We start from the raw sequence: 15,201 nt of genomic DNA, 5'->3' as shown, positions 1-15,201 counted from the left end.
GATGGCGGTCGGTCAGGCGACAGAGATCTCGCCTTCACCCGCCAGTTTGCGATTGAGCTGAAACCGCCAGCGCACATACAGCAGCGCCGAACAGAACACTGCCAGGCTCGCGGCCATCTCCAGCAGACCAAACACCTGTCGATTCGGGTCGAACGCGGCAATCGCGCCCTTGATGAAATACAGGTTCACCACAAAACACATCCATGAATGCCCGCGTGCGCTGCCGCTGATCATGCCCGGCGCCAGCAACAACAAGGGCACCAGTTCAATCAGCAGAATCACCCATGGCCGTGCACCATGCAGGTCGGCGATCACCAGGTAGTAGGCGCAGAGCAACCCCACCAGAGCGAAAAAACACAGCAGGCTGACGGCCCGGCTGATCCGCACACGCGGCTCCAGCCACGCGATGGCGGGCAGGATCTTTGGCTTTTTAGCCACGGTTGCTCTCCATTGGCTGAGCACTTTCCAGTTTCAGGGCAGTTTTCGCCAGGCGCTGGCCCAATGCTCGGCACAGCGCGACTTCATGTTCGTTCAAACCGCTTTTGCCGTCAGCGCCGGCGTGATGGCTGGCGCCGTAAGGCGTGCCGCCGCCGCGGGTTTCCAGCAATGCCGATTCGCTGTAGGGCAGGCCGGTGATCAGCATGCCGTGGTGCAGCAATGGCAGCATCATCGACAGCAAGGTGGTTTCCTGGCCGCCGTGCAGGCTGGCTGTCGAGGTGAAGACCCCGGCCGGTTTGCCCACCAGCGCGCCGGTCAGCCACAGGTTGCTGGTGCCGTCGAGGAAGTACTTCAGCGGCGCCGCCATGTTGCCGAAACGGGTCGGGCTGCCGAGGGCCAGGCCCGCGCAGTTTTTCAGGTCATCAAGGCTGGCGTACAGCGCGCCTTCGTCGGGAATGTCCGGCGACACCGCCTCGCACTCGGTGGAGATCGCCGGCACCGTGCGCAGGCGCGCTTCCATCCCGGCCTGCTCAACACCGCGGGCAATCTGCCGGGCCATTTCATTGGTCGAGCCGCTGCGGCTGTAATACAGAACCAGAACGTACGGCGCGCTCACGGCAGAATCTCCAGCACGTTCTCTGGCGGACGGCCGACGATGGCTTTGTCGCCGACTTCAAGAATCGGTCGTTCCATGAGCTTCGGATGTTCAGCGATGGCCGCGATCAATTGCGCCTCGCTCAGGCTGCTGTCGGCCAGGTTCAGGATTTTGTATTCGTCTTCGCCAGTACGCAGCAGTTGGCGGGCGCTGATGCCGAGTTTGCCCAGCAGGCTTTGCAACTGCGCGGCGTTCAGCGGGGTTTCCAGGTAGCGGACCACGGTTGGCGTCAGGCCACGGGCCTCCAGCAGTTCCAGCGCACCGCGGGATTTCGAGCAGCGCGGGTTGTGATAAAGCGTCAGATCGGTCATGTGCGGGTCGCATCTTGCGTAAGGTGGCGGCTATTCTACCTGTGCGGCGGGCAGTCCTGAACCTTGGAAGGCGATGGGTTGCAGCAGAACCTATTTTTTGAGTAAGGATCATTACCCATGACAAGGCGACTGACAGCAGCATTGGCCCTCTTCGCAACCTTGCTGCTTGGCGGCTGTGGCTATGACTACGGCACTGATCAACTGGGACAGAAAGTGGCGTCCGGGCGCCTGGACGGTCAATGGTTTGTGCTCAATTACTGGGCCGAGTGGTGTAGCCCGTGTCGTACCGAGATTCCTGAGCTCAATACCTTGGCCGACCAACTCAAGGGGCAGAAAATCAACGTGTTCGGGGTGAACTTCGACAACGTGCAGGGCGATGACCTCAAGAGTGCCAGTGAAAAACTCGGGATCAAGTTCACTGTGCTGGCCCAGGATCCGGCCGACCACTTCGACTTGCCGCGCAGCGAGGCGTTGCCGGTGACCTACATCATCGATGACAAAGGCAAGGTGCGTGAGCAGTTGATGGGAGAGCAGACGGCGGGTGGGGTGATGGCGAAGCTTAAGGCGTTGCAGACTAACAATTGACGGCGGGCTGAGCGCCCACCTGTGGCGAGGGGGCAAGCCCCAATGCCAGTCAGTTAAGGGCAATCCCTGTGGGAGCGAGCCTGCTCGCGATAGCGGTGGGTCAGTCAACATTGATGTTGAATGTAATGCCGTCATCGTCGGAACGCCGCCCGGAGCCGGCTCGCTCCCACAGGTACGGTGTTCGCCTCAAATCAGGGGTTTAACCCTCTTCAAGCCACCAGCGCAGCGGCTTGCCTTCGGCAGGCCAGAAGCGCATTTGCTCGATCGGCGAGATGTCCCAGCGCTGCACGGTTTCCAGTGCTTGCAGGAAGCGTTTTTCCTGTTCCATCAAGGCCGGGGCGCATATTTTGCGAGTGCTGCCGACTTTGCCGAAACTCAGCTTGTCGCCGTCCAGGGTGTAGGGCGCGAACCAGTGGTTGCAGCCACCATTGCCATAGGCGCGACCGTCTTCACCCAGGGTGATGGTCAGGTGACTGCTGTCGATCAGCGGACGCTCGCCGATCCACTCCAGAATGTAGCTGCGGTCCTGTTGCAACTGCACCGGCTCAGCGGCGCAACCCAACAGGCCAGTACTGGCCATCCCGGCCAGAACGAGGTGTTTCATTACGCCGGCTCCTGGCATTTCGGGCACAGGTGCTTTTCGCCGGCCGTGGTCCAGCCCAGTTCGCTGATCCGCGTAGTGGCGGCCGGTTTTTCTGCCTTGTTGCCCAGCTTGGCATCGACCGCGAACTCGAACTTCAACTCCTTGGCGCAGCTGTCGCAGTTCACTTGCCAGTTGTGGATCGCCAACTCACCAAACACCGGACCACTGGCCACTGCCACCCATTGGCCCATGGGCTTGAGCAGGTGGCGAACGTTTTCAACGGTCAGGCGCATGGACAAGTCCTTGCTGCCTTTGAGGGTGACCAGTAGCACGTCATCGGCGCGGATCGAGCCGCCGTTGCCGGTGACTTGATAACGCCCCGGCGTCAGAGCGCGGCATTCGGTCAGGGTGTGTTGCGGGTTCATCAGGCTGTAGCGGAAATCGTGTTCGACCATGGGTCCTCCAAATATGCGCGATATGCTAGCACGCGAATGAATCAGGCATGGCCCATGGTTGCGACCTTCGATCAGACCAAATCAGCCTTCGACCTGATTGTGTGGGGTGCCGGCAGCCCAATCGGTGATGTTCTGCAATGTGGTGGTGGCGATCGCGGCCAATGCTTCGCGGGTCAGGAAGGCCTGGTGCGCGGTGACGATCACGTTGGGGAAGGTCAACAACCGCGCCAACACATCATCCTGCAACGGCAGGTCGGAGCGATCCTCGAAGAACAGCTGCGCTTCTTCTTCATAAACGTCCAGCCCCAGATAGCCCAGTTGACCGTTTTTCAGTGCTTCGATCAGCGCCGGCGTGTCCACCAGAGCGCCACGCCCAGTGTTGATCAGCATGGCGCCGGGTTGCAGATGCGCCAGTGACTGGCTATTGATCAGGTGTTTGCTTTCGGCGGTCAGCGGGCAATGCAGGCTGATGATCTGCGCTTCGGCCAACAGTTCCGGCAACGGCAGGTAACGGGCGCCAAGGGCCTGGACGGCAGGATTGGGGAAGGGGTCGCAGGCCAGCAACTGGCAGCCAAACCCGGCCATTATTTTCGCGAACGTGGCGCCGATCTGCCCGGTGCCGACCACGCCGACGGTCTTGCCGAACAGATCGAAACCGGTCAAACCGTGCAGGCTGAAGTCGCCTTCGCGGGTGCGGTTATAGGCGCGGTGCAGGCGTCGGTTGAGCGCCAGGATCAAGGCCACCGCATGTTCGGCCACGGCGTGGGGCGAGTAGGCCGGTACGCGCACGATGCTCAAGCCCAAGCGTTTGGCCGCAGCCAGGTCAACGTGGTTATAACCGGCCGAGCGCAGGGCGATCAGTCGCGTGCCACCGGCGGCCAGTTGTTCAAGCACCGGCGCGCTGAGGTCGTCATTGATAAAGGCGCAGACCACCTCATGTCGCTCGGCCAGCGCCGCTGTGTCCAGGCTCAGTCGCGTGGACTGGAAGTGCAATTCGATACCGGCGGGCAGCCTGGCTGCGAGGAAGCTGTCGCGGTCGTAGGTCTGGCTGCTGAAGAGAATCGTGCGCATCGTGTCCTCCTGGAAATATCACGTCTTCACGCCTTTGTAGCAGCTGGCGAAGCCTGCGTTCGGCGGCGTAGCCGTCGTAAACCCGGCATACGCGGTTTACCTGAAAGACCGAAGTAGCTGATTTCACGACGGCTGCGCCGCCGAACGCAGCCTTCGGCAGCTGCTACATTAGCCTTTGTGGCGCCCAGCGCTATTGATCTGGGTCAGGCGCCGATACGCGCTTGCGAGGCCAGACGGTTGATCGCCCGCTCAAGTTCTTCCAGCGCCACCAGGGCTTTGGGGTCTTGTTGCTTGAGCAGGGTTTCACTGCGTTGACAAGCGGCGCGCAGTTGCGGAACACCGCAGTAGCGCGTTGCGCCGTGCAGGCGGTGGACGCGTTCGATCAGGGCATTCTGGTCATTGCTTTCACGGGCGACGCGAATCGCCTCGCGGTCGGCTTCCAGCGAGGCCAGCAACATCGCCAGCATGTCGGCCGCCAGATCGGCTTTACCGGCCGCCAGGCGCAGGCCTTCATCCGGGTCGAGCACCAGCAGGTCGCTGGTGTTGCCATAGGCGTCGGCCCGCTCCGGACCGTGATTACGCAGGGCCAGCCCGGTCCACTTCAACACCACCTGCGCCAATTGGCGTTCGCTGATGGGCTTGGTCAGGTAATCGTCCATGCCGCTTTGCAACAAGGCGCGTTTTTCGTTGGCCATGGCGTGCGCGGTGAGGGCGACGATCGGCAGCGGTGTGCAATGCCGTTCGCTTTCCCATTGGCGAATCGCTTCGGTGCTCTGACGTCCGTCCATGCCAGGCATCTGCACGTCCATCAGCACCAGGTCGAAGGCTTCGGTTTGCACGGACTTGATCGCCGCATAACCGCTTTCGACCGCCAGCACCTTGGCGCCCATGTCTTCGAGCAGCGTTTGCACCAGCAGCAGGTTGGCCGGGTTGTCGTCGACGCAGAGTACTTTGGGCGCGCGACTGGAAACCGGCTCACCCGGATCGTTACGCAACTGACGCGGGTTGACCAGATCCGACAGCGCGCGGCGCAACTTGCGGGTGCAGGCCGGTTTGGCCTGCAATTGGCTGTGGGGGTTGGGCACCGAGAGATGGAACAGCGTCTGTTCAGTGGTCGGGCACAGCACCAGCACTTTGCAGCCCAGGTGTTCGAGGTCCCAGATATGCTGATTGAGCCGCTCCGGCGGCATGTCGTTGGAGGTGATGCCTAGCACTGCAAGGTCGATCGCCTGGTCGGTCTGATGCGCGCCGGTGACGCCATTGGTCAGGCTTTCCAGGGTGTTGAACGGTGTCACTTCCAGGCCGCAGTCTTCCAGCTGATGCTGCAAGGCCTGGCGTGCCAGTTCGTGGTTCTCCAGCACTGCAACGCGCCGTCCGAGCAACGGTGGTGCCGGCAGGTCTTCGGCATCGTCGCGGGTTTTCGGCAGGCTCAGGCTGATCCAGAATTCCGAGCCTTCACCCGGCGTGCTGTCGACGCCAATCTCGCCGCCCATCTGCTCGATCAAACGTTTGGAAATCACCAGCCCCAGACCTGTGCCGCCCGGTTGCCGGGACAACGAATTGTCGGCCTGGCTGAAGGCCTGAAACAACGCACGCACGTCCTGATTTGACAGGCCGATGCCGGTGTCCTGAATGCTGATGCGCAACTGCACGCTGTCTTCGTGTTCTTCTTCAAGCATGGCGCGGGCGACGATGGTGCCTTCGCGGGTGAACTTGATCGCGTTACTCACAAGGTTAGTGAGGATCTGCTTGAGCCGCAGCGGGTCGCCGACCAGAGAAAGCGGGGTGTCGCGGTAAACCAGACTGACCAGCTCAAGCTGTTTGGCGTGGGCGGCGGGGGCGAGGATGGTCAGTGTGTCCTGAAGCAGATCGCGCAGGTTGAACGGAATGCTGTCGAGCACCAGTTTGCCGGCTTCGATTTTCGAGAAGTCGAGAATCTCGTTGATGATCCCCAGCAGGCTGTCGGCGGACTTTTCGATGGTGCCCAGATAGTCGAGCTGACGCGGCGTCAGTTCACTTTTTTGCAGCAAGTGGGTAAAACCGAGGATGCCGTTGAGCGGTGTGCGGATCTCGTGGCTCATGTTGGCGAGGAACTCGGACTTGATCCGGCTTGCCTCCAGGGCTTCCTTGCGCGCCAGATCCAACTCGATGTTCTGGATCTCGATGGTTTCCAGGTTCTGCCGGACGTCTTCTGTGGCCTGGTCGATGCTGTGCTGCAATTCTTCCTGGGCATTTTGCAGGGTGCTGGCCATGCGGTTGATACCCGAAGCCAACTCGTCCAGCTCTTGACTGCCGAGCGGTGGCAGGCGGGTTTCGAGTTGGCCGTCCTTGAGTTGCGCCACGGCCTGTTTGATCAGGTTCAGCGGTGTATTGATGGTGCGGCCCATACGCAACGCCAACAGCGCGGTGCCGACCAGACCTGCGGTGATCAACAGCACGCTGGCGAACAGGCTGCGGTAACCGCGCAGCAACATGCCGTTGTGGGAGAGTTCCAGTTCGACCCAACCCAGCAAGCGATCGGACTCATCAGGGATCAGTTCGCCGGCCAGGTTGCGATGCTTGCCAAACACCGGCAACAGGTAACGAGTGGCGTCGCTGCCAGTGCGTTGCAGCATGTGCTTGCTGTCGCCGGTGGGCGCCTGATTGAGCATCAGCGGGCCGGCGTGTGCCAGTTGCGTGCGGTCCGGTGCAAGGAACGACACCGCGCGCACATCCGGTTGCTCCAGCGACTGGGTAGCGATGCGTTCCAGCAGGTCGTCGTTCTTGTGGCCCATGGCCGGGGCGACCAGAGGTGCCAGTTGTTCGGCGATCATTTCGCCGCGTTGCAGAAGTTGGGTTTGCAGGTCGGACTGCTGCATCCAGGTGAAGTAGCCGCCCAGAACCAGAGCCATCAGGCTGGTCGGCAACAAGGTCAGTAACAAAACGCGACCTTTGATCCCCAGTTTCTTCAGCACGTCACTCTCCTGCTATCACGCTGTTTATAGATGACCTATGCGTGCATCCGGCACGCGCTACCCGCGCAGTGTAGCGATTTGCTTGCGGGCAATCTCGGCAAATTATCCAGCGCTTTGTGACGGTTTAAGCGTCATGGGGGCTTGCTGCGAAAGTCGCGGGTTGCTCACGGCCGGGCAATCTTGAATAATCAGTGATTGAGAATGACTTGCAGAAGCTAATGACTCCCGTATCAGTTGGGCCCCCGCGTATCCTGGCCATTGAAGACGACCTCGTACTCGGCGCCTATGTTCATGAGCATCTGGGGCGCTGTGGTTTTCAGGTGACCTGGTGCCAGAACGGCAAGGACGGGTTGGCGATGGCTCGCAAGCGAGCCTTCGATGTCGTACTGATGGATATTTTGCTGCCGGGAATGGATGGGTTGGCGGTATTGACCAATTTGCGGGCCAGCGACTCCACCCCGGTGCTACTGATGTCGGCGTTGGGTGCTGAAGCGGATCGCATCAGCGGCTTTCGTCTGGGCGCCGACGACTACCTGCCCAAGCCTTTCAGCATGGCCGAATTGCGGGTGCGCATCGAAGCCATCCTGCGGCGGGTGGCCCTGGACCGTCGGCATATGCCGCCATTGGTCAGCGGTGACACTCACAGCCTGCGTTTCGACGATGAGCTGTGTGATGTTCACTATGGTGCGCAGTGGGCCGGGCTGACCCGCAGCGAATACCGGCTGCTGGAAACCCTGAACCGCAATGGTGATGAAGTGCTCAGCAAGGCCTTCCTTTACCAGCAGGTGTTGCAACGCGGCTACGCTCCCCACGACCGCAGCCTGGACATGCACATCAGCCAGATCCGCCGCAAACTCAAGGCCATCGGCTACAGCGAGCGCGAAGTGCGCACGGTCTGGGGCAAGGGCTATGTGTTGAGTGCGCTTGATGAAGTGGCCTGACCTGGTGGTGCCTTTGAACAACGTGAGTGAACAGACCCGCACCTTCGATCAAATATCCGAATGCCTGCAAAGCACCGTGGCCTTGCAGCAACAATTGCTGCGCGACTTGTCCCACGAGCTGCGCACACCGTTGAGCCGTCTGCGGGTGGCCAGCGAAAGCGAGCAGGACCTGCTGCAACTGCGCGAGCGGATCGGCCGGGAAGTCGATGGCATGCAACGGCTGGTAGAGGACACTCTGCAACTGGCCTGGCTCGACACCGAACGCGCACCCTTACCGGATGAGGCAATCCAGATTCAGGCCCTTTGGGAAATGCTCACGGAAAATGCCTGCTACGAAAGCGGTTGGCCCGCCGAGCAACTGCACTGCGCGGTGGATGCTTCGTGCTGGGTTCGTGGCCACTTGAATACCTTGGCCCAGGCGCTGGAAAACATCCTGCGCAACGCCATCCGCCATTCTCCGGCCGGTGGCATCGTGCGCCTCGATGGCCTGCGCGATGGCGATGACTGGCATCTGTGGCTTGAAGACCAGGGCGGCGGCGTCGCCGAACACGACCTGCAACGGATCTTCGACCCGTTCACCCGACTCGACGGCTCACGCCCCGGCAATGGCGGGTTTGGCTTGGGCCTGAGCATCGCGCGCAACGCGGTGCAGCGCCAGGGCGGACGTTTGTGGGCGGAGAATGCGGGGCAGGGGTTGCGGCTCAATATGCGCTTGTTGGCTGATCTTGATGGCGTCAGTGACGACGCCTTCGCGAGCAAGCTCGCTCCCACATTGGAACGGTTACACACAAAGAAAGTGTGAACAGCGCGGACCCTGTGGGAGCGGGCTTGCCCGCGAAGAGGCCCTCCCATCCAGCACAAGGCGTGGCTTATTCCCATAAACCATAAGCCCCATACTTTGCGTGATATGGCCTGCGCGCGTTTGCCGGTATGATGGGCGCCCCCGCAGTCTGGATTGCGAATACGCCATGACCTTGCAGTACCCAACCATCGCCGATTGCGTCGGCAACACTCCGCTGGTTCGTTTGCAGCGCCTGCCTGGCGCCACCAGCAACACCCTGCTGCTCAAGCTCGAGGGTAATAACCCGGCGGGTTCGGTCAAGGACCGTCCGGCGCTGTCGATGATTACCCGTGCCGAGCTGCGTGGGCAGATCCACGCCGGCGATACGCTGATCGAGGCGACCTCCGGTAATACCGGGATTGCCTTGGCCATGGCCGCGGCGATCAAGGGTTACAAGATGATCCTGATCATGCCCGACAACTCCAGTGCCGAGCGCAAGGCTGCGATGACTGCCTATGGCGCCGAGCTGATTCTGGTGACTCAGGAAGAGGGCATGGAAGGTGCTCGCGACCTCGCCGAACGGATGCAGGCTGAGGGCCGTGGCAAGGTGCTCGATCAGTTCGCCAACGGCGACAATCCTGAAGCGCACTACACCGGCACTGGCCCGGAAATCTGGCGCCAGACCCAGGGCACCATCACCCATTTCATCAGCTCCATGGGGACCACGGGCACCATCATGGGTGTTTCGCGTTACCTCAAGGAGCAGAGCTCCACGGTGCAGATCGTCGGTCTGCAACCCATGGAAGGTTCGGCGATTCCGGGTATCCGTCGCTGGCCGCAGGAATACCTGCCGAAGATCTATCAAGCCGAACGGGTTGACCGGATTGTCGACATGGCCCAAAGCGAAGCCGAAGACGTGACCCGTCGTCTGGCGCGTGAAGAAGGCATTTTCTGTGGTGTGTCCTCGGGCGGTGCGGTGGCAGCGATGTTGCGCCTGTCCAAAGAAGTCGAAAACGCGGTGATGGTCGCGATCATTTGTGACCGAGGCGACCGTTACTTGTCGACCGGCATTTTCGACGCGCCCAACTGATGGCCAAGCAAGAGAGAGGCCTGCGCTTCCAGCCCACTGGCGGCAGCAAGGCCCCGCAAGTCCCGACCGGCAAAAAGCAGCGCTTGACCATTGAGCGCCTGGCCAACGACGGTCGCGGTATCGCGTTTTTCGAAGGTCGTACCTGGTTCGTCATCGGTGCTTTGGCCGGTGAAGACGTCGAGGCGCGAGTGCTGGGCGCTCACGGCAAAGTCGTCGAGGCGCGCACCGAGCGCGTCTTCGTGGCCAATGAATTGCGTCGCCCGGCACCGTGCGCCCATGCCGGGCGCTGCGGTGGTTGCAGCGTGCAGCATCTGCCCCACAACGAACAACTCGCCCTGAAACAGCGCATGCTCGCCGAGCAGTTGTCGCGGGTGGCCGGTGTCGAGCCCGAGCAGTGGGCCGCACCGTTAAGCGGTCCTGAGTTCGCCTACCGACGTCGCGCCCGAGTGGCGGTGCGCTGGGACGTGAAGGCGAAAAAACTCGAAGTCGGATTTCGCGCCGCAGGAAGTCAGGACATCGTCGGCATCAACGATTGCCCGGTGCTGGTACAGCCCTTGCAACCGATCATGAGCCGCTTGCCGGAAATGCTTCGGCGTTTGAGCAAGCCTCAGGCGTTGGGTCATGTGGAATTGTTCGCCGGTTCATCCCTGGCAGTGTTGCTGCGGCACATGGCGCCATTGTCTGAAAGTGACCTGAGCATCCTCAAGGAATTCTGCGCATTCCATAACGCCCAATTGTGGCTGCATGGCGAAGGCGAGCCGCAACCGGTCGACGCCGATCAGGCGTTGGGTTACCGACTCGAGCCGTGGAATCTTGAACTGGCGTATCGTCCGGGTGACTTCATTCAGGTGAACGCCGGGGTCAACGAAGCGATGGTCGCCCAGGCGCTGGAATGGCTGAAACCTGCAGCTGACGAGCGCGTGCTCGATCTGTTCTGCGGCTTGGGTAACTTTGCCTTGCCGCTGGCGCAGAAAGTCCGTGAAGTGGTGGCGGTGGAGGGCGTGCAGACCATGGTCGAGCGCGCCGCTGCGAATGCCGCTAGCAACAATCTGCATAACGCGAAGTTTTTTCAGGCCGATTTATCCCAGCCATTGGCTGATGCCGAATGGGCCAGCGAGGGCTTTTCTGCGGTACTCTTGGACCCACCGCGTGACGGTGCTTTCGAGGTGGTGCGCACGCTCGCATCCCTGGGCGCCAAGCGGTTGGTTTATGTGTCGTGCAACCCGGCAACTTTGGCGCGCGACACAGTCGAATTGATCAAGCAGGGCTACCGGTTAAAACGTGCCGGGATCCTCGATATGTTTCCTCAGACGGCACATGTCGAGGCCATGGCGTTATTTGAAGCGAGCTAGGATGGCTCGTCTGATCCGACTAGACCGCCCATGCATCAACCGCGTCAGCCCAGCGGGGGCGCATGGGTAACGAAGGTCAGCGATTTGACGCATTGAATCTGCGTCGTAGGGAAGGTAAGCAAGATGGTACAGGTGAGAGCACACCAGCCGATCAATACCGACGGCAGTATCAATCTCGAGGCTTGGCTCGATCATGCGGTCAGTGTCGATCCGGCACTGGATCGCGAAGCCTTGAAAGAAGCCTGCGAGTTCGCTCGCCAGGCCGAACAGCAAGACAATGCGGCGAAGAATCTCTGGTCCGAAGGTACGTCGTGTTTTCGTACGGGCCTTGAGATCGCGGAAATTCTCGCCGACCTCAAGCTCGATCAGGATTCGCTGGTCGCGGCGATTCTTTACCGTGGCGTACGCGAAGGTCATATCCAGCTGCCGGCCGTCAGCCAGCGCTTCGGTCCGGTGGTCGCCAAACTGATCGATGGCGTGCAGCGCATGGCCGCGATCAGCGCCAGTCTGAGCCCGCGCCAGTCGTTGGTGCTCGGTACCCAGGGCCAGGTGGAAAACCTGCGCAAGATGCTGGTGGCCATGGTCGACGACGTGCGCGTCGCGCTGATCAAACTGGCCGAGCGCACCTGTGCGATTCGTGCGGTCAAAACCGCCGATGACGAGAAGCGCAACCGGGTCGCCCGGGAAGTCTTCGACATCTACGCACCGCTGGCTCACCGCTTGGGCATCGGCCACATCAAGTGGGAACTGGAAGACTTGTCTTTCCGTTACCTGGAGCCGGATCAGTACAAGCAAATCGCCAAGTTGCTGCACGAGCGGCGTCTTGATCGCGAGCGGTTCATCAGCGATGTGATGAACCAGTTGCAGAACGAATTGCAGGCCACCGGCGTCGACGCCGACATCAGCGGCCGGGCCAAACACATCTATTCGATCTGGCGCAAAATGCAGCGCAAGGGTCTGGAGTTCAGCCAGATCTACGACGTGCGCGCGGTGCGCGTGCTGGTGCCGGAAATGCGCGATTGCTACACCGCGCTGGGCATCGTCCACACCTTGTGGCGGCACATCCCGAAAGAGTTCGACGACTACATCGCCAACCCGAAAGAGAACGGCTACCGCTCGTTGCACACCGCGGTGATCGGCCCTGAAGGCAAGGTACTGGAAGTGCAGATCCGCACCCACGCCATGCACGAAGAGGCTGAACTGGGCGTTTGCGCGCACTGGCGCTACAAGGGCACCGACGTCAAATCCGGGTCCAATCACTACGAAGAGAAAATCTCCTGGCTGCGTCAGGTGCTCGAGTGGCACGAAGAGCTGGGCGATATCGGTGGTCTGGCGGAACAGCTGCGGGTCGATATCGAGCCGGATCGGGTGTACATCTTCACCCCCGACGGTCACGCCATCGACTTGCCCAAGGGTGCAACGCCGCTGGACTTCGCCTACCGCGTGCACACCGAAATCGGTCACAACTGCCGGGGTGCGAAGATCAATGGGCGGATCGTTCCGCTCAACTACAGCCTGCAAACCGGTGAGCAGGTCGAGATCATTACCAGCAAGCACGGCACCCCGAGCCGCGACTGGTTGAACCCGAACCTGGGGTACATCACTACCTCGCGGGCGCGGGCGAAGATCGTTCACTGGTTCAAGTTGCAGGCGCGCGACCAGAACGTTGCCGCCGGTAAAACCCTGCTCGAGCGCGAACTCAATCGCCTCGGTCTGCCGCAGGTGGATTTCGAAAAGCTGGCCGACAAGGCCAACATGAAAACCGCCGAGGACATGTTTGCAGCGTTAGGTGCCGGCGATTTGCGCCTGGCGCAACTGGTCAACCTGGCACAGCAACTGGTCGAGCCGGAACGCGGCAACGAACAGCTGGAGCTGATTCCGCGCAAAGCCACCGGCTACAAGCCCGGCAAGCGCGGCGACATACAGATCCAGGGCGTCGGCAACCTGATGACCCAAATGGCCGGCTGCTGCCAGCCGTTGCCAGGGGATGCGATCGTCGGTTACATCACCCAGGGCCGTGGCGTCAGCATTCACCGTCAGGACTGCGCGTCGGTGCTGCAACTGGCCGGGCGCGAGCCTGAGCGGATCATCCAGGTCAGTTGGGGCCCGGTGCCGGTGCTCACCTATCCGGTGGACATCATCATTCGTGCCTACGACCGTTCCGGTCTGCTGCGTGACGTTTCGCAAGTGCTGCTCAACGAGCGGATCAACGTGCTGGCGGTCAACACCCGCTCGAACAAAGAGGACAACACCGCGTTGATGTCCCTGACCATCGAGATCCCGGGTCTGGACGCATTGGGGCGGTTGTTGGGGCGTATTTCCCAGTTGCCGAACATCATTGAAACCCGGCGTAACCGCACGCCGTGATCCACCTTATCCCTGTAGCAGCTGCCGAGCTCGCGAGGCTGCGTTCGAGGCCGAAGGACTCGCCCATCAGGCGACGCGATCTGGCGGATGCACCGCGTTGTCAGGTTTTACGACCGCTGCGCGGCCGAACGCAGGCTTCGCCAGCTGCTACAGAGTTTTCGAACACGAGTGGTGTTGATGTATAACCTTCAAGACTTGCTGCATTTGATGAACCGCCTGCGCGATCCGCAGTTCGGCTGCCCGTGGGATATCAAGCAAACCTACCAGACCATCGTCCCGCACACCCTGGAAGAAGCGTACGAGGTGGCCGACGCTATCGAGCGCGGTGACTTCGATCATTTGCAGGGTGAGTTGGGCGATCTGCTGTTCCAGGTGGTGTATTACAGCCAGCTGGCGCGGGAGGAGGGGCGTTTCGAGTTCATGGGGGTGGTCGACAGCATCACCCGTAAACTGATTCGTCGTCATCCCCACGTATTCCCGACTGGTGATCTGTACGCGCCGCTGGATATCCCGCGGCTCAACGAAGAGCAGGTCAAGCAGCGCTGGGAAGAGATCAAGGCCGAGGAGCGGGCCGAGAAGTCCCTGGCACCGGAACAGTTGTCCTTGCTCGACGATGTGCCGGCGACTCTGCCGGCGCTCTCCCGTTCAGCCAAGTTGCAAAAACGTGCGGGGCAAGTGGGTTTTGACTGGCCGGACGCGTTGCCGGTGCTCGATAAAGTCCGCGAAGAGCTCGATGAAGTGCTCGAAGCCATGGCGGATAACGACGCGGCGGCCATCAGTGACGAGGTCGGCGATCTGTTGTTTTCCGTGGTCAACCTGGCGCGTCACCTCAAGGTCGATCCGGAAACCGCATTGCGCGGTGCCAACAGCAAATTTGAAAGACGTTTCCGATTTATCGAACAGGCATTGCGCGACACCCGTCGTCCCATAGAAGATTGCACCCTCGAAGAGTTGGACGCCTTGTGGGGCGAAGCCAAACGTCAGGAAAAGAATTTGCCCAGCTGCGGCTGAGCTGTTGCCTAAGTGAGTAAGCACCATGAGCCTTTCCCTTCGCGACCAGTTGCTCAAAGCAGGACTGGTCAACCAAAAGCAGGCCAAACAGGTCGGCAAAGACAAACAGAAGCAGCAACGTCTGGTCCATAAAGGTCAGATCGAACTCGATGACTCCCAGCAGCGCGCGGCCCAGGAGGCCATGGCCGAGAAGGTCAAGCGCGATCAGGAGCTCAATCGCCAGCAGCAGGAGAAGGCCGAGCAAAAGGCCCGTGCCGCGCAGGTCAAGCAATTGATCGAAGTCTCGCGCCTGCCGAAGCTGACCACCGAGGACTACTACAACTTCGTTGACGACAAGAAGGTCAAGCGTATCTGCGTCAACACCCTGATGCGCAACAAACTCAGCAGTGGCTCCCTGGCGATCGTGCATCACGCTGGCGGCTACGAAGTGATCCCTCGTGAAGCGGCCCTGAAGATTCAGGAGCGCGATCCACAGCGCATCGTGCAGATGAACACCCAGACCGAAGAAGTCGATGCGGACGATCCGTACGCGGCCTATCAGATCCCTGATGATCTGATGTGGTAAGCCTTTAGGCGCTGGAACAACGACAAACCCCGCTGATTGGCG

The 15,201-nt window shown here is 60.9% G+C and carries 14 protein-coding genes and 1 pseudogene; 8 read left to right on the top strand and 7 right to left on the bottom strand.

The window, feature by feature from the left end; all coding sequences use genetic code 11:
- Window positions 1–12: 12 nt before the first annotated feature.
- From NTD87_RS11255 to arsC, 3 genes are read right to left on the bottom strand one after another with little or no spacing between them, the layout of a single operon-like run.
- A complete protein-coding gene (locus NTD87_RS11255) occupies window positions 13–438 on the bottom strand; it encodes a DUF2069 domain-containing protein (RefSeq protein WP_262113979.1) in 426 nt (141 codons plus the stop codon).
- Window positions 431–1,054, bottom strand: a complete 624-nt coding sequence (gene wrbA / locus NTD87_RS11250) for an NAD(P)H:quinone oxidoreductase (RefSeq protein ID WP_262113977.1) — start codon at window positions 1,052–1,054, stop codon at window positions 431–433. Before wrbA ends, NTD87_RS11255 begins: the two co-directional genes overlap by 8 nt.
- A complete protein-coding gene (arsC, locus tag NTD87_RS11245) occupies window positions 1,051–1,404 on the bottom strand; it encodes an arsenate reductase (glutaredoxin) (RefSeq protein ID WP_262113975.1) in 354 nt (117 codons plus the stop codon). The genes wrbA and arsC overlap by 4 nt, the downstream gene beginning before the upstream one ends.
- A 117-nt stretch (window positions 1,405–1,521) precedes the next feature.
- Here arsC and NTD87_RS11240 point away from each other — a divergent pair, with 117 nt between their 5' ends.
- Complete coding sequence (locus NTD87_RS11240; RefSeq protein ID WP_262113973.1) at window positions 1,522–1,989, top strand: TlpA family protein disulfide reductase; 468 nt, start codon at window positions 1,522–1,524, stop codon at window positions 1,987–1,989.
- 199 nt (window positions 1,990–2,188) lie between these two features.
- Here the strand turns inward: NTD87_RS11240 and NTD87_RS11235 are convergent, their stop codons facing one another.
- From NTD87_RS11235 to NTD87_RS11220, 4 genes are all read right to left on the bottom strand, one after another.
- Entirely contained in the window at window positions 2,189–2,593 is a 405-nt protein-coding gene (locus tag NTD87_RS11235; RefSeq protein WP_262113971.1) for an META domain-containing protein, read from the bottom strand.
- Window positions 2,593–3,027, bottom strand: coding sequence for a hypothetical protein (locus tag NTD87_RS11230; protein WP_262113969.1), 435 nt, complete (start codon window positions 3,025–3,027; stop codon window positions 2,593–2,595). The genes NTD87_RS11235 and NTD87_RS11230 overlap by 1 nt, the downstream gene beginning before the upstream one ends.
- A gap of 81 nt (window positions 3,028–3,108) precedes the next feature.
- On the bottom strand, window positions 3,109–4,098 hold the full coding sequence (locus NTD87_RS11225) for a 2-hydroxyacid dehydrogenase (RefSeq protein ID WP_262113968.1): 990 nt from the start codon (window positions 4,096–4,098) through the stop codon (window positions 3,109–3,111).
- A 203-nt stretch (window positions 4,099–4,301) separates the two neighbouring features.
- Window positions 4,302–7,052, bottom strand: a complete 2,751-nt coding sequence (locus tag NTD87_RS11220) for a response regulator (protein WP_262113967.1) — start codon at window positions 7,050–7,052, stop codon at window positions 4,302–4,304.
- 218 nt (window positions 7,053–7,270) lie between these two features.
- Between NTD87_RS11220 and NTD87_RS11215 the strand changes: the two genes are divergently transcribed.
- The 7 genes and pseudogenes from NTD87_RS11215 (at window position 7,271) to NTD87_RS11185 (ending at window position 15,159) form a co-directional block, all read left to right on the top strand.
- Entirely contained in the window at window positions 7,271–7,993 is a 723-nt protein-coding gene (locus tag NTD87_RS11215) for a response regulator transcription factor (RefSeq protein WP_262113965.1), read from the top strand.
- Between the two features lies 1 nt (window position 7,994).
- Window positions 7,995–8,795 (top strand): annotated as a pseudogene (locus NTD87_RS11210) (sensor histidine kinase); the annotation flags it as partial.
- A gap of 166 nt (window positions 8,796–8,961) precedes the next feature.
- A complete protein-coding gene (gene cysM, locus NTD87_RS11205) occupies window positions 8,962–9,864 on the top strand; it encodes a cysteine synthase CysM (RefSeq protein ID WP_262113963.1) in 903 nt (300 codons plus the stop codon).
- Complete coding sequence (gene rlmD, locus NTD87_RS11200) at window positions 9,864–11,216, top strand: 23S rRNA (uracil(1939)-C(5))-methyltransferase RlmD (RefSeq protein ID WP_262113961.1); 1,353 nt, start codon at window positions 9,864–9,866, stop codon at window positions 11,214–11,216. The genes cysM and rlmD overlap by 1 nt, the downstream gene beginning before the upstream one ends.
- 123 nt (window positions 11,217–11,339) lie before the next feature.
- A complete protein-coding gene (gene relA / locus NTD87_RS11195; protein WP_262113960.1) occupies window positions 11,340–13,583 on the top strand; it encodes a GTP diphosphokinase in 2,244 nt (747 codons plus the stop codon).
- A 177-nt stretch (window positions 13,584–13,760) separates the two neighbouring features.
- Window positions 13,761–14,594, top strand: coding sequence for a nucleoside triphosphate pyrophosphohydrolase (mazG, locus tag NTD87_RS11190; RefSeq protein ID WP_262113957.1), 834 nt, complete (start codon window positions 13,761–13,763; stop codon window positions 14,592–14,594).
- Window positions 14,595–14,619: 25 nt separating this feature from the next.
- A complete protein-coding gene (locus NTD87_RS11185; protein ID WP_262113956.1) occupies window positions 14,620–15,159 on the top strand; it encodes a DUF2058 domain-containing protein in 540 nt (179 codons plus the stop codon).
- Window positions 15,160–15,201 lie beyond the last annotated feature (42 nt).

The sequence above is a fragment of the Pseudomonas sp. 6D_7.1_Bac1 genome (genome assembly GCF_025465945.1).
GTDB lineage: Bacteria > Pseudomonadota > Gammaproteobacteria > Pseudomonadales > Pseudomonadaceae > Aquipseudomonas.
Note: the sequence above shows the minus strand (reverse complement) of the source record. Positions and strands in the feature narration are given on the sequence as shown.